This is a genomic window from Corynebacterium sp. P4-C1, assembly GCF_030503595.1.
Taxonomy (GTDB): domain Bacteria; phylum Actinomycetota; class Actinomycetes; order Mycobacteriales; family Mycobacteriaceae; genus Corynebacterium.
On record NZ_CP129966.1, the window covers coordinates 619,904 to 637,883 of the forward strand.

At 64.3% G+C, this 17,980-nt stretch carries 18 protein-coding genes; 6 read left to right on the forward strand and 12 right to left on the reverse strand.

Annotated elements, in window-relative coordinates; translation table 11 throughout:
* Nucleotides 1–7: 7 nt before the first annotated feature.
* Complete coding sequence (locus QYR03_RS02905; RefSeq protein WP_301712767.1) at nucleotides 8–940, reverse strand: cutinase family protein; 933 nt, start codon at nucleotides 938–940, stop codon at nucleotides 8–10.
* Nucleotides 941–1,153: 213 nt separating this feature from the next.
* Between QYR03_RS02905 and QYR03_RS02910 the strand changes: the two genes are divergently transcribed.
* The 4 genes from QYR03_RS02910 (at nucleotide 1,154) to QYR03_RS02925 (ending at nucleotide 4,237) form a co-directional block, all read left to right on the forward strand.
* Nucleotides 1,154–1,531 carry a hypothetical protein gene (locus tag QYR03_RS02910; RefSeq protein ID WP_301712768.1) on the forward strand — a complete coding sequence of 126 codons (378 nt, stop codon included), beginning with the start codon at nucleotides 1,154–1,156 and terminating at the stop codon, nucleotides 1,529–1,531.
* A gap of 80 nt (nucleotides 1,532–1,611) precedes the next feature.
* Entirely contained in the window at nucleotides 1,612–2,511 is a 900-nt protein-coding gene (locus tag QYR03_RS02915; protein WP_301712769.1) for an ABC transporter substrate-binding protein, read from the forward strand.
* Between the two features lie 2 nt (nucleotides 2,512–2,513).
* Nucleotides 2,514–3,452 (forward strand): amino acid ABC transporter permease, encoded by a 939-nt coding sequence (locus QYR03_RS02920; RefSeq protein WP_301712770.1) that lies wholly within the window; start codon nucleotides 2,514–2,516, stop codon nucleotides 3,450–3,452.
* 2 nt (nucleotides 3,453–3,454) lie between these two features.
* Nucleotides 3,455–4,237, forward strand: coding sequence for an amino acid ABC transporter ATP-binding protein (locus QYR03_RS02925; protein ID WP_301712771.1), 783 nt, complete (start codon nucleotides 3,455–3,457; stop codon nucleotides 4,235–4,237).
* Here QYR03_RS02925 and QYR03_RS02930 read toward each other — a convergent pair.
* The 7 genes from QYR03_RS02930 to QYR03_RS02960 are packed head-to-tail and all read right to left on the reverse strand — an operon-like array spanning nucleotide 4,234 to nucleotide 11,475.
* The gene (locus tag QYR03_RS02930) at nucleotides 4,234–4,989 is read right to left on the reverse strand and encodes a sulfite exporter TauE/SafE family protein (protein WP_301712772.1); all 756 of its coding nucleotides are present in this window, start codon (nucleotides 4,987–4,989) and stop codon (nucleotides 4,234–4,236) included. The genes QYR03_RS02925 and QYR03_RS02930 overlap by 4 nt on opposite strands.
* Nucleotides 4,986–5,465: a pantetheine-phosphate adenylyltransferase gene (gene coaD, locus QYR03_RS02935; protein ID WP_259851050.1), complete on the reverse strand. Its 480-nt coding sequence runs from the start codon at nucleotides 5,463–5,465 to the stop codon at nucleotides 4,986–4,988. The genes QYR03_RS02930 and coaD overlap by 4 nt, the downstream gene beginning before the upstream one ends.
* 41 nt (nucleotides 5,466–5,506) lie before the next feature.
* Nucleotides 5,507–6,112, reverse strand: a complete 606-nt coding sequence (locus QYR03_RS02940) for an RsmD family RNA methyltransferase (RefSeq protein ID WP_259851049.1) — start codon at nucleotides 6,110–6,112, stop codon at nucleotides 5,507–5,509.
* Between the two features lie 26 nt (nucleotides 6,113–6,138).
* Nucleotides 6,139–8,268, reverse strand: coding sequence for an ATP-dependent DNA helicase RecG (locus QYR03_RS02945; protein WP_301712773.1), 2,130 nt, complete (start codon nucleotides 8,266–8,268; stop codon nucleotides 6,139–6,141).
* A gap of 2 nt (nucleotides 8,269–8,270) precedes the next feature.
* Nucleotides 8,271–9,842, reverse strand: coding sequence for a DAK2 domain-containing protein (locus QYR03_RS02950; protein ID WP_301712774.1), 1,572 nt, complete (start codon nucleotides 9,840–9,842; stop codon nucleotides 8,271–8,273).
* An 11-nt stretch (nucleotides 9,843–9,853) separates the two neighbouring features.
* Complete coding sequence (locus QYR03_RS02955) at nucleotides 9,854–10,498, reverse strand: uracil-DNA glycosylase (RefSeq protein WP_301712775.1); 645 nt, start codon at nucleotides 10,496–10,498, stop codon at nucleotides 9,854–9,856.
* Nucleotides 10,495–11,475, reverse strand: a complete 981-nt coding sequence (locus QYR03_RS02960) for a thiamine-phosphate kinase (protein WP_301712776.1) — start codon at nucleotides 11,473–11,475, stop codon at nucleotides 10,495–10,497. Before QYR03_RS02960 ends, QYR03_RS02955 begins: the two co-directional genes overlap by 4 nt.
* A 76-nt stretch (nucleotides 11,476–11,551) precedes the next feature.
* On the opposite strand from QYR03_RS02960, the gene QYR03_RS02965 reads away from it, so the two are divergent.
* Nucleotides 11,552–12,550, forward strand: coding sequence for a DUF3515 domain-containing protein (locus QYR03_RS02965; protein ID WP_301712777.1), 999 nt, complete (start codon nucleotides 11,552–11,554; stop codon nucleotides 12,548–12,550).
* On the opposite strand, the gene QYR03_RS02970 is transcribed toward QYR03_RS02965, so the two are convergent.
* Together QYR03_RS02970 and QYR03_RS02975 are read right to left on the reverse strand one after the other, a co-directional pair.
* The gene (locus QYR03_RS02970) at nucleotides 12,522–13,586 is read right to left on the reverse strand and encodes a D-alanine--D-alanine ligase family protein (RefSeq protein ID WP_301712778.1); all 1,065 of its coding nucleotides are present in this window, start codon (nucleotides 13,584–13,586) and stop codon (nucleotides 12,522–12,524) included. The two genes, QYR03_RS02965 and QYR03_RS02970, sit on opposite strands and share 29 nt — an antisense overlap.
* A gap of 20 nt (nucleotides 13,587–13,606) precedes the next feature.
* Nucleotides 13,607–14,605 (reverse strand): NAD(P)H-dependent glycerol-3-phosphate dehydrogenase, encoded by a 999-nt coding sequence (locus tag QYR03_RS02975; protein WP_301712779.1) that lies wholly within the window; start codon nucleotides 14,603–14,605, stop codon nucleotides 13,607–13,609.
* A gap of 131 nt (nucleotides 14,606–14,736) precedes the next feature.
* On the opposite strand from QYR03_RS02975, the gene QYR03_RS02980 reads away from it, so the two are divergent.
* Nucleotides 14,737–15,744 carry a bifunctional NUDIX hydrolase/histidine phosphatase family protein gene (locus QYR03_RS02980; RefSeq protein WP_301712780.1) on the forward strand — a complete coding sequence of 336 codons (1,008 nt, stop codon included), beginning with the start codon at nucleotides 14,737–14,739 and terminating at the stop codon, nucleotides 15,742–15,744.
* 26 nt (nucleotides 15,745–15,770) lie between these two features.
* Here the strand turns inward: QYR03_RS02980 and leuD are convergent, their stop codons facing one another.
* Both leuD and leuC read right to left on the reverse strand, forming a co-directional pair.
* Nucleotides 15,771–16,361, reverse strand: coding sequence for a 3-isopropylmalate dehydratase small subunit (gene leuD / locus QYR03_RS02985; protein ID WP_301712781.1), 591 nt, complete (start codon nucleotides 16,359–16,361; stop codon nucleotides 15,771–15,773).
* A gap of 46 nt (nucleotides 16,362–16,407) precedes the next feature.
* Nucleotides 16,408–17,829 (reverse strand): 3-isopropylmalate dehydratase large subunit, encoded by a 1,422-nt coding sequence (leuC, locus tag QYR03_RS02990; protein ID WP_301712782.1) that lies wholly within the window; start codon nucleotides 17,827–17,829, stop codon nucleotides 16,408–16,410.
* Nucleotides 17,830–17,980: the final 151 nt, after the last annotated feature.

Sequence of the window (17,980 nt, forward strand, 5' to 3'; positions counted from 1 at the left end):
CGGAGGACTAGCGCACCGGTCCAGGCACTGGCACCGGTGCCGGCGGGATTTCCTGCGCCCGCTCTCCTGCTGGCCGGTCGTTGCGGATCGGTGCCTGGCGGGACACAATCCACTGGATGCCCTCGGCAATCATCGGGCCACCGTACTGCCCGTGGTTGTACACGCTCAGAACCAACGGCAGCGTCGTCGGCGAGCGCCGGGCCACGATTGCCGCGAACTCGGTGACCGGGACCTGGCCGCGGAGGGTGGCCATGCGGAGGAACGGGTCGACGTGGTTGTGCCATTCCGGCGGAAGCGCGCAGATCGGGTCGTCCAAGCGGCACATGTCCAGAACCCGCGAACCGAGCTCGCCATAGCCGCCTTCGAGGGGCTCCAGCGCGCCGCGGTTCATGCGCGTGGCACCGGCGGTGAATGCGCCGCCGTTGTCGCCCAGGTGTGGGTTGGAGATGAGCAGGGCGGAATTCACGCGGTTCGCGGACACTGGGCCGCGGCCGTGGCCGATATTGTTCAGCAGCTTCGAACCGATATCGGCGCCCTCGGAGTAGCCGGTGATGCTGAAGGTGGCCTTCGGACACATTCGCGCCAGGCGGCGCATCGTGCCAGAGGCCTCCCAGTAGCCGCGGTTCGAGGAATCGTTATAGCTCAACAGCGTGAACGGTGTGGCGTTGTAGGCGATCCACACCGGCTGCACTGTGCCTCGGGTCGCCTTGAATACTCCGGTGGCCACCTCGGTGACCTTCGGGCCCACAGGGAATTTCTCCGGCAGGAACGAAACCGTGTTCCCGCCGCCGGGCACGGTGATCAGAAATTCATCGGCGCACTTGTTCACGTTCGGCGACTCGATCAGCGAACGCAGGTCCTGCGCTTCCACCGGTGCGGCACCCGCGGCGGCGAGACCGACGGCGGCTGCGACGGTTGCGGCGATCTTCTTCCACAGCATGCGAGCACGTCTCCTTGGTTCAGCGGGAGAGCCCAAACTCTGTGCGCACCCGGGGAAATATCTGGATGAATCGTGATTATAGTAAGCCGTTGCACCCGCCGCCACTGGCCGGACAATAAGGCCCCTATCGGCCTGTCTACGTGCAGTGTTACACATTCCAGGCAGCCAATTCACGAATTCCTCAACGCCTCAACTAGAGGTACACTCACCGCCATGCGTAAAAAGATTGCTTCCTCCGCCCTCGCCCTCTCTCTGGCCTTCGCCGCCGTGCCGGCTGTCTCCCCCGCCACGGCCACGGCCGCCACCGCCCCCGCGGGCTCCACCGCCACCAATGCGAACGAGACCAGCGATGCTATCAACCGCGGCATCGAGAATGCCTTCGACCCCGACAAGGCTTCCTCTATGGAGGAAGAGTCCTTCTCTGGCTTCATGAAGATGATGTTCAAGCCGTACAAGCTGATGTTCTCCGGCGATCTCGAACAGAGCTCCCAGGGAGTCACCCAGGCCATCATCAACTACCTCATCATCGCCGCTGGTGTCACCATCATCGGACAGGCCATCCAGATCGTCATGGCGAATATGCCGCGTTAGTTTCCCATCCAGTCTTTTCGGCCACGCATCCGTGCGTGGCCTTTTTATTTTTCATGCGGGAGCATAGTATGCTTTCGGCTATGTTCACCCGTGTCAGGACAGCCGCCGCGTGCGCCAGCCTCATTCCTGTGGCTATGCTCGCTGGCTGCGTCACCAATACTGAGGGCGGAAACCCGGAAGGCTGGGAGGAGATCACTCCGGCCGCCGTGCCCGAGATCGCCGCGATGGTTCCGGAAGATATTCGAGCATCTGGAAAACTCTCAGTCGGCGCCAATCCCCCGTTCGCCCCATTCGAGTTCAAGGACTCCAAGGGCAACCTCATTGGAATGGAAATGGATCTCGGCCGCGTCGTCGCCAGCGTGATGGGCTTGGACTACGACCCACAGGAGCAGGACTTCGCCATGATCCTGCCCGCGGTGCAGGCGGGCACGCTCGATGCAGGCATGTCCGGGTTCACCGATTCCGAGGAGCGCCGGGAGAACTTCGACTTCGTCAACTTCCTCTACGCAGGCATCCAGTGGGCGTCCCAGCCCGGGAGCGGTGTCGACCCGGAGAATCCCTGCGGGCTCACCGTTTCCGTGCAGCGCACGACCGTTTCTGAAACGGACGATCTGAGGCCGAAGGCGGAAAAGTGCGAGGAGGAGGGCAACCCGATGACAATCCTCGCCTACGACACCTCCGACAACGCGGCACTCGCCGCGCTCGTCGGGCGCGCCGACGCGTTGAGCGCCGACTCGCCTGTCACCGCCTGGGCGGTCAACCGCTCCGACGGGGACTTGGAGCTGATCGGCGAGATGTTCGACGCGGCACCGTACGGCTTCGCCGTGCCCAAAGGCTCGGAGCTCGGGCCAGCGATGGCCGCGGCGATGCAGCACCTCATCGATACCGGCGAATATGAACGCATTCTGTCCCAATGGGGCGTGGAATCAGGCTTGCTCGAGCAGGCCCAGATCAACGAACAGCCTGTAGGAGGCCAGTGACAATGAGCACCACCACAACGAAGCGGGGTTCCGGGCGTAAACCCGAACGCATTGAGGCGAAGCCGCTGCGCCACCCAGGCCGTTGGATCACCGCGGCGATCCTGCTCGTGCTCTTCGCGATGTTCGTCGTCGACGCGGCGCGCCGTGAAGCCTACGGCTGGGGCACCTACTGGGCATACCTCTTCGACACCCGGATCATGATCGCGGGCCTGCATACCCTCGCCATCACCGTGCTGTCGATGATCATTGGTGTGGCGCTCGGCGTCCTTCTCGCTGTGATGCGCATGTCGCCGAACCCCGTGTTCAAGTCTATCTCGTGGCTCTACCTGTGGGTTTTCCGCGGCACTCCGATCTATGTCCAGCTCGTCTTCTGGGGTCTGATCGGTGCCATCTACCAGTCCATCAATCTAGGCTTCACCCAGATCTCCCTGGATGCCTTCACCTCTTCCGCTTTCGCACTCGCCGTCATCGGGCTCGGGCTGAATGAGGCCGGCTACATGGCCGAGATCGTCCGTTCCGGCGTCAACTCTGTGCCGGAGGGGCAGATCGAGGCGTCGAAGGCGCTCGGCATGAGCTGGGGTATGACCATGCGCCGCACTGTGTTGCCGCAGGCGATGCGCATCATCATCCCGCCCACTGGCAACGAGTTCATCTCCCTACTCAAGACCTCCTCGCTCGTGGTGGCGGTCCCCTACTCCCTGGAGCTCTACGGCCGTTCCCAGGACATCGCCGCCGCTCTGTTCGAACCAGTGCCGATGCTGCTCGTCGCAGCCACGTGGTACCTGGTGATCACGTCGATTCTCATGGTCGGCCAGTACTACCTCGAGCGCTATTTCGACCGCGGTGTCACCCGCGAGCTCACCGCCCGTCAGCTCGCTGCGCTCACCGACGCTGAAGGCAAAGCTCCCAACAACGTCACCATCGTGGAAAGGAACCGTTAACCATGGCTACCCCAACTAGCTCCTCCACCCCGATGGTCAACGCCGTGGACGTGTGGAAGTCCTTCGGCTCTCTCGACGTGCTCAAAGGAATCGACCTCGAGGTCCAGCCCGGTGAAGTCACCTGCCTGATCGGCCCGTCCGGCTCCGGCAAGTCCACCTTCCTGCGCTGTGTGAACCACTTGGAGAAGGTCACTGCCGGGCGGCTCTACGTCGACGGTGATCTGATCGGTTACCGCGAGAAAGACGGAGTTCTGCACGAGATCTCCGCGAAGGACGCCGCGCTGCAGCGACGCGATATCGGCATGGTCTTCCAGTCCTTCAACCTCTTCGGCCACCGCACCGTGCTCGAGAACATCATCGAGGCCCCTGTGCACGTCAAGGGCGTCAAGCCCGATGCAGCGAAAAAGAAGGCCATGGAGCTGCTCGAGCAGGTCGGTCTCGCCCACAAGGCCGAGGCGTACCCGGTGCAGCTTTCGGGCGGCCAGCAGCAGCGCGTCGCCATTGCGCGCGCGGTGGCCATGGACCCGAAGCTCATGCTTTTCGACGAACCGACCTCCGCCCTCGACCCCGAGCTCGTCGGCGAGGTACTCCGCGTGATGAAGGATCTGGCTGCCAGCGGCATGACCATGATCGTGGTCACCCATGAGATGGCGTTCGCTCACGAAGTCGCCGACACCGTAGCGTTCATGTCTGAGGGCACCATTGTGGAAAAGGGTTCGCCCGAGCAGGTGCTGGATAACCCTCAGCATGAGCGCACGAAGGAATTCCTCTCCTCGATCTTCTAGGCCAAAAGGCCGGTTGCCCCACGCACCAGCGCGGTGGCGCCCCCTAAAGCGGCGAGAAGCAACGCGATGCGATGCGCGCTAGTGCGGGAGATCTTCGGCGACAGTTTCACCCCGGTGTAGATCCCCAGCACCATGCCGAGCGCTCCAGCGCCCCAGATCCAGCCGTTCACACCGCCGAGATCTGCTGCCCCGGCGAATTCCTTGATGGCGAACGAGAGGATGCCGCTGACGAAGAAGATCGGCTGCAAAGTCGCCGCGTAGACACGCTGGTCCCAGCGCGCCGCCTGAGCGTACACAGTGATCGCGGGGCCAGCGATACCGGCGAGCGTGTTCATGAAGCCGCCGGCCACCCCAGCGACTACCGCTGGTAATGTCCCGTGCGGCTCCGGCACGAACCGCCGGCCGAAGGTGACCAGGGCGAGCGCCAAAAGCAGCAGGACTCCGACGAGGACGAGCACCACGTTCGGCTCCACGGCACGGATCAGCAACGCGCCCGGGACCGCGCCGAACACCAGCGTCGGAGCGAGAATGCCGAATTTGCGCCAGTCGATGTCCGCGCGCATGCCGATGCTGGTGATCAGCGCGTTCGTCGCGGCCAGAACATTCACCACGAGGATCCCCTCGACGGGGCCGAGAATCAGCGAGAGCACCGGCCCAGCGAGCAAGCCGACGCCCATTCCCGCGATGCGCTGGAAGCAGGCGCCGACGCCAACAGCGAAAAAGACGACGAGGACGGTCAGCCCTGTGCTCATCCCCGGTATTTGGCGTTCATCGCGCTGACAACGCAGTCCGGCACGAGACCGCTGACATCGCCGCCGTACTTGGCCACCTCTTTGCACAGGGAGGAAGAGATATATCCGTATTTCTCATCCGTCATGAGAAAGAACGTGTCCACACCGGAAAGGTGTCGGTTCATCTGCGCCATGGGGAGCTCGTAGTCGTAGTCGAGCGAAGAGCGCAGGCCCTTGACCAGTGCGCCCACCTTGTGCGCGGTGGTGTAATCCACCAGCAGGCCGCCCCACGTGTCCACAGTGATATTAGGGAAGTCACTGGTCACTTCACGGATGAAGCTCATGCGCTCCTCGATGGTGAAGAGCCCGGTCTGCTTGTTCGGGTTCGCGGTGACGAGTACGACCACCTCGTCGAAACTGAGCGCCGCGCGTGTGAAGATGTCCAGGTGGCCGTTCGTTACCGGGTCGAAGGATCCGGGGCAGACCGCTTTCGTCATCGTTGCTCTTTCTCGTTCTAATCCGTCTGGTTCGTGGTTTGCTAGTTGGCGCGCCCGGCACTGGGACCGGTGGTTCCTGGGCCACTGCGGGTGAACACCGCCATATCCATACGTGCTATACCGTACAGCCGTTTCTTCAGCTTCTGCCCCGTCGGGGTGAACCCCTCCGGCCAGGCGGTCTCGGGACTTTCGCGGTGGCGCTCGACGACAACAGCGGCTTCGTCGGCAAGCAACGGCACGAGGGCATGCAGCATTTCCGCCACGTCCTCGTCCGGGAGATCGTACGGCGGGTCCGCGAGCACCATCGTGAAATATTCGCGCGGCGCTCGGGGAACGTAGTCGGAGACCTTGGCCTGTTCCACAGTGACGCGGGGGTGGCCGACCACCTTCATGTTGTGGCGGATGATCTCCACCGCATGCGGGTTCGACTCCACCATCACCACTTCTTCCGCACCCCGGGAGGCAGCCTCGAGTCCGAGCGCACCGGAGCCCGCGAAGAGGTCGAGCACATTTTGTCCCGCAAAACCGAAGCGGACCTGCAGCGAGGAAAACAGACCTTCCCTGGCGCGGTCCGATGTGGGTCTGGTGCCCTCCGGGGGAACCTTGATCGTGCGTCCGCGGGCCTCGCCCGAAATGATGCGGTTCATGGCCACAACCTTAACGCCTGGACGGCCTAGCTCTTTTCCAGGTACTCGAATTCCTCGAGAATCTCCATGTCGGTCACCGACCGCGCGAGCTCCGGATCGGCGGCCACGACAGCGGCGGCATCGTCGTAGGCGCGGTGGATGATCTCGTAGTCCTCCACCAAGTTCAGAAGCTTCAACTGACGCTCGTTGCCTGACTGATGGGTGCCCAGTACGTCGCCCTCCTGGCGGTTCTGCAGATCGAGCTCCGCAAGCTGGAAACCGTCCGAAACCGCGGCAATCTGGGCGACGCGCTCAAACTGCGGCGTGTCCGGACCGGCGAAAGTGTGGAAGAGGCACAGCGACTCGTGTCCGCCGCGTCCAACGCGGCCGCGCAGCTGGTGGAGCTGGGACACACCGAAATGCTCCGACTCGCGGACCATCATCACCGTTGCGTTAGGGACGTCCACGCCGACCTCGATCACAGTGGTTGAGACAAGCACGTCGATCTCGCCGGCGGCGAAGGCGGACATCACCGCATCCTTCTCCTCCCCTTTCATGCGCCCGTGCAAGACACCGACCGACATGCCCTTGAAGTGGGTCCGCTCGAGCAGATGGGCGATCTCGAGGACTCCGCCGGGCCCGTCGATACGCGGACAGACGATGTACGCCTGGTGGCCCGCATGGACCTCCTCCTTGATCTTCTCCCACGCCCGCTGGATCCAGGTGTCCTTGAACTCGGGGACGATCGACGACTGGATTGGTTTGCGGCCGCCGGGCAGTTCACGGAGCGTCGACACAGACAAGTCGCCGAAGACGGTGATCGCGATGGTGCGCGGGATCGGTGTCGCCGTCATCACGAGCAGGTGCGGGGTGGTCTCCCCCGCCTTGTCACGCAGCCGGTCGCGCTGCTCGACCCCGAAGCGGTGCTGCTCGTCGACCACCACGAAGCCGAGCTTGAAGAAGTCCACGTTGTCCTGGATGATCGCGTGCGTTCCCACGACGATGTCCGCCTCGCCCGACATGATCGCGAGCAACGCCTCCTGCCGCTGCACCGTGGACATCGACCCGGTCAACGCGACCACCCGGGCATGAACTCCGGTGCGCATAAGGATCTTGCGCAGGGATTTCTCGTGCTGCAGCGTCAGCACTTCCGTCGGTGCGAGCAGCGCGCACTGCAGCCCGTTGTCCACGGCTTGGAGCATCGCCGCCAGCGCCACGATCGTCTTTCCGGACCCGACCTCTCCCTGCAGGAGGCGGCTCATCGGCGTGGTGCTCTCGAGGTCCCCTGATATTTCGCGCAACACCTGTTCCTGCCCCGCAGTGAACGCGAAGGGCAGGTTACCTAGCAACTGGTCCTGGAAGCCGCTGTCCACCCGCGGCAGCGCTGGCGCTGTGCGGTGGCTGGAATCGGCGCGCCGCAGTGCCATAATGAGCGCGACCCGCAGGGCCTCGTTGTATTTCAGGCGTTCCCGTGCCGGATCGGGGCCCGCCGGGCCGGGGTTGTGCACCTGCCGGATCGCCTCATCCAGCGTCAGGAACCCCTCTGGTGTGAACCCGAGCGGTTCCTCCACCGGCGGCAGCGTGTTCAGCACAGCGTTGACGGCGCCCATGACCGTCCACGTGGACAGGTTCTTCGTCGCCCTGTACACGGGCAGCCATTCGCGTCCGGCGAGAATCTCATCCGGGTCGCCGAACACCGACAGCTGCTTCATCGACCCTGTGGCCCCGCCCTTCGGCGCCGGCTTGGACCCGTCGCCGTCCTTGAATTTCGGCGGGTCGAGAATGAGGAAATCCGGGTGCTGCAGCTGGGGCTTGCCGTTGAAGTAGCTCAGCTTGCCCGTAAACATCGCGCGCACCCCGCCGTGGAGCACCTTCGGCGCGTACCGCGCGCTGAAGAATGTCGCGTCGATCGTGTCGTGACCGTCGGTGACTTCCACTTTGAAGATCGGCCGCTTCCCCGTGATCTTGCGCGTGGACACGACCGTGCCAATGAACGTGATCCGGTCGTCCGGAAGTGCGCCTTCCAGTGCGCTGCCGTTGCCGTAGCGGAGGTATTTGCGCGGGTAGTTCTCCAGCAGCCCCTCAGCTGTCTCGATGCCGAAGGCTTTGGCGATGGCGCGGGCTGGACGCGTGGGAATGATCAGGTTGAGCGGCGTGGTGTAGTTCAGGCCCAGCACTCTTATTCCACCCCGATTTGGCCGAGCGCACCGAGTCCGTCGGCCGGATAGATGAGGAGCTCGATGCCCAGTGCTTCTTCCAGCGCATCCGCGTCCAGCCCCGCGGCAACGTCACTGTCTATCAGCAGGGTCACCAGTTCCCCGCCGCCGGCCAGCATGGAACGGCACGCCTTATCGACGGCACCGTGCACCGACTCCTCGTCCGCCAGCAGCACGCCGTCGGGCGCGAGCACGAGAGTCCGGTCTTCTGCCTTGACGATATCTGCGGCGCGCATGTCGGAGGCAGCCTCGTCCATCTGGGCGGCGGCATCTTCGAGCGGCAGCCGCGGATCGTGCACAGCCAGGGCGGCGATTCCGCCCACCAGACGCTCGGTGGACAAAACGGCAACGGCGACGCCTGATTCGCGGAGTACCTGCGAGATCTCCTGCAGCTGTTGCGGGCCGACGTGGCCGTTGGGCAGAAAGATCAGCTCGTCCGCCCCCGCTGCAGCGATCCGCTCCCCGATTTGTTCGGCCAACTCCTCACCCGGGGCGATGGGCAGCACACCTGCCCGGCGGTAGAGATCCGCCACAGCTCCCGACGGGCTGACTGCGATGACCAGGCGTGCGGGTGCGGCTGGCTGTTGCTCGTGCTCGTCATCCGGGAGAATCTCCAACCGCAATTCACTCACTGCACCGAAGCTGAATGCACGCTCGATGACGGCTCCCGCGTCGCGGGAGTGGATGTGCACTTTCGCATCCGTGTCGGAGGCCCGGGCGATGACCAGGCTCGCGCCCATTGGCGCGAGCGCCAATTCAAGTTCGTCGACTGGACCCGAGAACATGAACATGACTTCCAGCCACCCACCGTGGCCGCGGGAGTCAGCCTCGGGGCTGCTGCACTCCGCGGTAACCCGTCGGGGAAATTCACTGCCGGCAGCCCCCTGCCGGCCGACGACTTCGTCGCGCAGCACGGTGAGCAACAGGACCAGACCGCGCCCACCGGCATCGACCACTCCGGCTTCGCGCAATTCCGCCAACTGAGACGGGGTCCGCTCCAGCGCCTCCTCCGCCGCGGTCACAGCAGCAACGGCCACCGCGGCGAGCACAGGTTCTGACGCATCACGCCCGTCACCGGCGCGCTCGTCGAGTACCTGCGTTCCCGCGGCCGCGGCTTCGCGCAACACCGTCACGATCGTGCCTTCGACCGGTTCATTGATGGCGCGCCCGACATAGGCCACAGCGTTATTCAGTGCGTCGGCAACGCTCCTGCCGTCGAGGTCCCCTTCGGCGGCGGCCTGCGCCACACCGCGGAGCACCTGGGATAGGACGACTCCGGAGTTTCCGCGGGCACCCTTGATGCTGCCCACCGACAAAGCTGAGGCGATCTCTGCGGCGCTGGCACCGTCATCCAGGGTCTCCGCTTGCTTCACTGCGGCGGCCATCGTGTGGGCCATATTCGACCCAGTGTCCGAATCCGGCACGGGGAAGACATTGAGGCTATTGATTTCCTCGCGGTGGGACTCCAATTCCTGCGCCGCGCGGCGTGCCCACGACAGCAGCCGCGCTCCATCGATCACCGCAGGATTAGTCATGGAGCCTTACTTTACAGTGCCCAGTCGACACCGTCCGCGCCCTGCGCCCGAAGCGCTTCATTGGCGCGTGAGAACGGGCGGGAACCGAAGAATCCGCGGCGGGCTGACAGCGGCGAAGGGTGCGCGGACTCAATGCAGGGTGTGTCCCCCAGGAAACGCTTCGCGGTCTGAGCGTCCCTGCCCCACAGAATCGCCACCAGGGGTTCGTCGCGCTGCGCCAACGCACGAATAGCAGCCTCAGTGACTTTCTCCCAGCCGACTCCGCGGTGCGAGCCCGGCTTGCCCGGTGCCACTGTGAGAACGCGGTTGAGCAGTAGAATTCCCTGGCCCGCCCAGGAGGACAAGTCGCCGTCTTTGCGCGGCGGGATGCCCAAATCGTCCTGGAGCTCCTGATAAATATTCACCAGGGAGCGGGGTGGCGCGACTCCGGGCTGCGTCGAAAAGCTCAAGCCCATTGGGTGCCCCGGCGTGGGGTACGGGTCCTGGCCCACAATGAGCACACGGACATCGTCGAAGGGGTCCTGGAAAGCGCGGAGAATGTCGTTTCCGGCCGGCAGGTACGCCGGCTGCGCGCGGAGGAAATCGCCCAGCTCATGGATCTGCCCCTCGACCTCCGCAAGAGGAGCCTCCCAGGAAGGATGCACGGGCAAACTCATGCGAAACTCTCCCATCCGCCGCCGTATTGCGGCGCCTGACCGTCGATCGTCACCGCAGGTGCCTCATCGGTGCCGGGCCGCGTCGTGGCACCGATTGTGCGAAAACCGACAGGCGCATCACCGTTGACGCTGCCCAGCAACGTGTGGTCCTCCCCGCCCTCGCAGACCCACTGCCACGGGTCGTGGTCCAGGAATTCGCCCGCCCGCACCAACAACTCGTCGGGGGCGATGGCCGCTGAATGAATGTCGATGCTGGTCCCGGAGCGGGAGGCGAGGTGGTTGAGGTCGTGCAGTAAACCGTCAGAATTGTCGGTCATGCTGGTCACACCGGCGGAACGCGCGATGACCCCGGAACCGGGCGTGATCTCCGGGGCCTGGTAGCCGAGCACGAGGGGCTCGAAATCGTCCGGAATATCTTTGCCGGATTCGAGCAACGCCAACCCCGCCGCGGAATAGCCGAGGCGGCCGTGGGCGACGAGCTTCTGCCCGGAGCGTGCGCCATCCAGCGTCAGCTCGCGGCGGTTCCCGCCGAGCGAACCGATCGCGGTGACCGACATGACCAAATTGTCACCTGAAGTCACATCGCCGCCGACCAGCTCCGCCGCGTACTTCTCCACTTCCTCGCCGATACCGCGGGCCAATTCGGCGACGACCGCGACGGGCAAATTCTTCGGGGCCGACAGGGAAAGCAGCGCAGCTACCGGGCGGGCACCCATCGCCTCGACATCGGCGAAATTCTGCACGATGGCCTTCCGGCCGACCAGGCGCGGTGTGGTCAGGTCCCACCGGAAGTGGCGTCCCTCCACCAGCATGTCGGTCGTTGCCACCACCCGGGAGTTCGGGGAGGAGCGGTGCAACACCGCCGCGTCATCGCCGTTGATGGCGGACGGAGTCGCGTCGATGATGGACTGGATCACCGCACGCTCCCCGACCTCCCCGAGTGTGGGTCCGCCTGTCGGATACCCTGTCTGGATCACGGTGGATGAACGCCTTTCCGTCGAGTGCTAGAGGTGTCCGGGGAAACTCCGGGCACAACGAATACAATGAGCCGCTATGACAACCAGCCCGACGCTCACGGAACAACCCGCCGACCGCAGCGACCAAGGGGCCGTCATGCGGCGCCCGCTGATCCTGGTGAGCCTTGGGCTTGCTCTGCTGCTCGTCGCCGGTGTGCTCGTCGGGTCAAAGCTCTACCTGAAGCAGCTTAACAACCAGCCGGTGGCGCTGACGGAGTTGCCGTCGCCGGACGCGGACTCCCCGGAGTGCGCCGCACTGGTCGACTCGCTGCCGGACACAGTAGCCGGACACGAACGGGCGAAGTTGGCGGATCCCGCCCCTGCCGGCGCAGCGGTGTGGCAAACGACGCCTGCCGAGCGCATCACCCTGCGCTGCGGTGTGGACGCGCCTTTGCAGTTCACCGAGCTCACCACCACCGAGGAAATCGGCGGGGCAAGATGGATGAAAGTCGCCGACCCAGCCCCGGGATCGAATCTGACCACCTGGTTCACCGTCGACCGCGCCCCCGTCGTCGCGGTCACCGCCGACGGTGCGGCACTCGACGGCGCCGCGGACTCAGCCCCCGTCGCGGACCTGGACCTCGCCACGCTGCCGGCGGTGGACCCCGCGCCGGGGAAGGCGCCGCTGGCGGAGCTGGAGCCGTCGGCAAGCGATGCCGCAGCCGTGCACGGTGCCTGCCGTGAGTTGATGGCGGCGCTGCCCGAAGAACTCGCCGACGGGTATTCGCGCATCGACGTCGCCGATGTCGACGGACTCGGCAGGAATGCCGCCGCTTGGGGTGCCGAGGAGTACGAGCCGGTCGTGCTGAAATGCGGCGTGGCACCAGCTGCGAGCTACGCCCCAGGCGCGCAGCTGACGCAGATCAACGGCATCCCCTGGTTCGAAGAGACCAACGGCAGCAATGCGTCGCCAGCGGCTACCCTGTACGCGCTCGGCCGCGCGACCGATATCGCTGTGTCCGTCCCGCCGGGTGCCGGCGACGGTGCGCTGACCGCCCTGTCGGACCTTATTTCGGAGAACGTTCCAGAGCAGTAGCGATCAGGGTCTCCAACAGTTCGCCGTACGTCATGCCCGCGGCGAGGAAGACCTGTGGGTACATCGAGATCGATGTGAATCCCGGCATGGTGTTGACCTCGTTGAGCATGGGGCCGGACTCGGTGACGAAGAAGTCGACGCGGGCCAGACCTTCGCAGCTCAAGGCACGGAAAGTGGTCAGGGACAGCTCCGCGAGCTGCGCATTGAGTTCCTCGCTGTAGCCCGCCGGAATCGTGGCGGTGACGACATTGTCGAGGTACTTGGTCTCGAAACCGTAGAAGCCTTCCTCCGAATCTGCGGTGCCGTTCAGCTTCGCCGGCGGGGAAGCGACGAGTTCGCCGTCAGGCCGCTCGAGAACACCGATCTCCACCTCGTCCCCGATGAGTTCGGCTTCGATGATCACCTTGGTGTCGTAGACGCGGGCGGCATCCACCGCCGCGCCAAGTTCATCCCAACTATCCACCTTCGTAATGCCGATGGACGAGCCGCCGCGCGCCGGTTTCACGAACACGGGCAGTCCCAGGTAAGCGCGTGTTTCACCGTCGACAGCGGAGGCATCCATCCCGTCGTGGAGGATGAACTCGCGGGTGACCGGAACGCCGGCGGAGCGCACGATCGTCTTCGTGAATTCCTTGTCCATGGAGCACGCCGAGGACAGCACGCCCGTGCCCACGTACGGCACACCGGCCATCTCCAGCAGGCCCTGGATCGTGCCGTCCTCCCCATACGTGCCGTGCAGCACGGGGAAAACGACATCGACAGCCGCCAGAACCTCACCGTTATTCGGGTCGTAGATCTCGCCGCGGCGCTCCGGATTCACCGACAGAGCCACCTCACGGCCACCGTCGACGCTGGGCAGCTTCGAGTCCCCTACCGGATCAGTTGTGCCGGCGACCCAGGTGCCGTCCTTGGTGATGCCCACCGGGAAAATCTCGTACGTGTCTCGGGGGAGCTCCGCCATGATGGCGCCAGCGGAAATGCAGGAAATGGAATGCTCGGAGGACATCCCACCGTAAACAACGGCGATTGTGATCATGGAGACCACACTACAAGCAGCTATTCGGATTTCTTGGAACGCCCCATGAGCGCCGCGATCATGTCGTCGACACGCAGATCCTTGTGGCAGACGGAGAACACAGCGTCCGTAAGCGGCATGTCCACGCCGTTGGCCAGGGCGAGCTCATGAATGCTCCGCGAGCTGATCACGCCCTCTGCCACTTGACCGTGTGTGGCTTCGCGCGCCTCGTCGAGAGCCATGCCGCGTCCGAGGCGCTCACCGAAGGTGCGGTTGCGGGATAATTTCGAGCCGCACGTGGCAACGAGGTCGCCCAAACCCGCCAAGCCGGCAAAGGTGCGCTGGTCCGCGCCCAGCTGGATGCCGAGACGGGTGATCTCCGCAAGGCCGCGGGTGATCAGCGTCGCCTGGGTGTTCTCCCCCATCTCCTTGCCGGCGGCCATGCCGCAAGCTAAGGCGATAACGTTCTTGCAGGCGCCGCCGATCTCGCAGCCGATGACGTCGGTGTTGGTGTAGGGGCGCACGTACGACGTGGCGCAGGCGGCCTGAACGAGCTTCGCCCGGTTCAACTCTTCGCAGGCGATGACGGTAGCGGCGGGCTGCTCGTCAGCGACTTCGCGGGCGAGGTTCGGCCCGGTGAGCACCGCGATGCGGTCGGAGGCGATGCCGGTGACTTCAGCGATCACCTCGCTCATCCGCTTGTACGTGCCAGATTCAATGCCCTTGGAGATGGACACCACTGTCGCCTCGGCAGGGATGAGCGGCGCCCAGGCAGCGAGATTCTCGCGCATCGTCTGGCTCGGCACCGCCGGCACGACGATCTGCGCCGTATCGATCGCAGCGTCGGCGTCGTCAGTCGCCTCTATCGCTTCCGGCAGGTGGATGCCGTCGAGGTAGTCAGCGTTGATGCGGGTCTTCTGGATCGCGTCGGCAAGTTCGGTGCGGCGGGCCCACAAACTGACGGAGTTGCCGGCGTCGGCGAAGACTTTCGCCAGAGCCGTGCCCCAGGAACCTGCTCCGAGAACCGCGACCTTGACCATCCGCGCGCCACCTTTCTATCTGCTTTCCACCGCTCCCGCAGGGCGGGATTTACGCCCGTCACAGTGTAGAGCACCGCCAAAGCGGTTTCAGGGTTATGCACGCCCGCGCGAGATGCGGGACAATGAGCGTCATGGGCAAGAAGTCACAGATGCACGAAGAGGATAAAGATCTCCAGGGCGAGATGTTCCTCACCGGTCGCCACCAGGAAATTCCTTCCAAGCCGGCCGAGGAATTCTCGTCCACCACCCTCGCCGCAGGAGCGGTGTTGTGGCGTGGGGAGGACGATGATCCCAGCAATATCGAGATCGCGTGCATTCACCGACCGCGCTACGACGACTGGTCGCTCGCCAAAGGCAAGGTCGACCCAGGTGAATCGCTCGTGGGCACAGCCGTCCGCGAGATCAAGGAAGAGACCGGCTTCGACGTCCGCCTCGGCAAGCTGATCGGGAAAACGGTCTACCCGGTGAAGAACTCGACAAAGGTGGTCTATTACTGGACCGGTGAGGTAGTCGGCGGCGAGTTCGAGGCGAACGAGGAGGTCGACGAGATCCGCTGGCTCCCCCTCGACGAAGCCAAAGAGATCATGTCCTACGACCTCGACCGGCAGGTGCTCAAGAAGGCGGAGAAGCGGTTCGGGATTCCCACCACCGCCCGGATTCTCTACGTCCGCCACGCGCGTGCGCACGACCGCGAGAAGTGGTCCGGCGACGATAACCTGCGCCCGCTGGACAAGAAGGGCCGCCGCCAGTCGGAGATGCTCGTGCCCATGCTGGCGCCGTTCCACCCCGACCGGATCTACTCCGCGGTGCCGGACCGTTGCCAGACCACGGTCGCCCCGCTTGCCGACGAATTGAACCTCCCCGTCGAGGTCGACGCCCGCTTCGGCGATGACGCGTGGCTCTCCGACATGGTCGGTGCGCAGAAGGCCATTACCGAGGTGATCGAGCAGGGCGGTGTGAGTGTCGTCTGCGCCCAGGGCGATGTGATTCCGAATATCGTCGCGTGGCTGTCCGCCACCGGTCGCTTGCCCATTGACTCGGAGATCAAGGCGAAGAAGGGGTCTGTGTGGGTCCTCTCCTTCGATGAGGGCCGTCTCACCGGCGCCGACTACCTGCCGTCGGCGTTGCCGGTGCGCTAGCTGGTCTAACTGCCCTACTTGCTCTACTAGTTGACCGCCGGCTTGTACGCCGGGCGGGCCTCCTCGTAGCGCTCGATGGCATCTTCGTCGCGCAGCGTCAGTCCGATGTCGTCGAGACCTTCCATGAGTCGCCAGCGAATGTAATCATCGATCTCGAAGGTGTAGGTGTTCTCGCCGACGATGACTGTGCGGTCCTCCAACGACACGGTGACTTCAAGGCCCGGGTCCTGCTCGAGCTGCTTCCAAATCAACTGGATGTCCGCCTCCGTCATCTGTCCGGCGAGCAGGCCCGCCTTGGAGGTGTTGCCGCGGAAGATATCGGCGAAGCGCGGACTGAACACGGCTTTGAAACCGTAGTCCATGAGCGCCCACACGGCGTGTTCGCGCGAGGAACCGGTGCCGAAGTCGGGGCCGGCAAAGAGCACGGAGCCATTCTTGAAGGCCTCCTGGTTGAGCACGAAGTCCGCCTCGTTCTTGCGCCAGTTGGAGAACAGGCCGTCCTCGAAGCCGGTGCGTGAGACGCGCTTCAAGTACACGGCGGGGATGATCTGGTCGGTGTCCACGTTGGAGCGGGTCAGAGGGACGCCGACGCCGGTGTGGGTGGTGAATTTCTCCATTGTTTTGAACCCTTCTCTTTCTGTTTCGCCTGGTGTCCTGGAGCGCTTAGAGGTCTGCCGGTGATGCGAGGTGGCCGGTGATCGCCGTGGCCGCGGCCACGAGCGGGGAAACGAGGTGGGTGCGCCCGCCGGGGCCCTGGCGGCCTTCGAAGTTTCGGTTCGAGGTGGATGCGGAGCGCTCCCCCGGCTTCAGCTGGTCCGGGTTCATGCCCAGGCACATGGAGCAGCCGGCGGTGCGCCAGTCGGCACCGAAGTCGCGGAAGATCTGGTCGAGCCCTTCTTCCTCTGCCTGCTGCTTGACCATCGCGGACGACGGGACGACCATCATGCGGGTCTCCGGGTGAATTTTCTTGCCTTTGATCACCTCGGCTGCGGCGCGCAGATCCTCGATGCGGGCGTTGGTGCACGACCCCAGGAAGACCGTGTCGATCTTGATGTCGCGCAGCGGCGTGCCCGGAGTCAGGTCCATATACTTCAACGCCTTCTCGGCGGCGAATTTCGAGGTGTCGTCGCCGAAGGACTCCGGGTCCGGGACAGACTCCGCCAGCGGCAGGCCCTGACCCGGGTTGGTGCCCCAGGTGACGAACGGCGTCAGCGCGGAACCGTCGATCTCGACGACGGTGTCGAATTCCGCGCCCTCATCCGTCGGCAGCGTCTTCCAGTACGCCACCGCGTCATCCCAGTTCTCGCCTTTCGGGGCGAACTCGCGGCCTTTGACGTACTCGAATGTTTTTTCGTCGGGGGCGACCATTCCTGCGCGGGCACCGCCCTCGATAGACATGTTGCAGATGGTCATGCGGGCTTCCATGGAGAGCTTCTCGATGGCCTCGCCACGGTACTCGATGATGTGGCCCGCGCCTCCGTTGGTGCCGATCTTGGCGATGATGGCCAGAATCAGATCCTTCGCGGTCACGCCCGGCTGCAGCTCGCCCGAGACCTCCACAGCCATGGTCTTGAACGGCTTCAGCGGCAGCGTCTGGGTCGCCATGACGTGCTCGACCTCGGAGGTGCCGATGCCCATTCCGATGGAACCGAATGCGCCGTGGGTGGAGGTGTGCGAGTCGCCGCACACGATGGTCATGCCCGGCTGGGTGATTCCCAACTGCGGGCCCACGGTGTGGACGATGCCCTGCTTGACGTCCCCCATGGAGTGCAGGCGCACACCGAATTCCTCGCAGTTCTTGCGCAGGGTGGACACCTGGGTGCGCGAGGTCAGCTCTTCGATCTCAAGCAGGTTGCCCGATTTGATCCCCACGGTGGGAACGTTGTGGTCCTCGGTGGCCAGGTGCTGCTGTGGGCGGCGGATTGTGCGGCCGGCCATGCGCAGTCCGTCAAAGGCTTGCGGGGAGGTAACCTCGTGCAGGAGCTGGAAATCGATGTAGATCAGGTCCGGGTCTCCGTTCTCACCTTTCGTGATCACATGGTCGCGCCAGACTTTCTCCGCCAGTGTCAACGGTTTCTGCGACATTGTCTTTCCTCCTCAGGCTTCCCGAAATTCCACATACCGGGATAGACGTTTCCATTCAATGGGACACTATAGTGCACGCCGCCCAGTCCGCGCACACAACCTCGCCAGGTTTCCAAACAGCACGGAGACCATATAGTGAGATGATAAGATC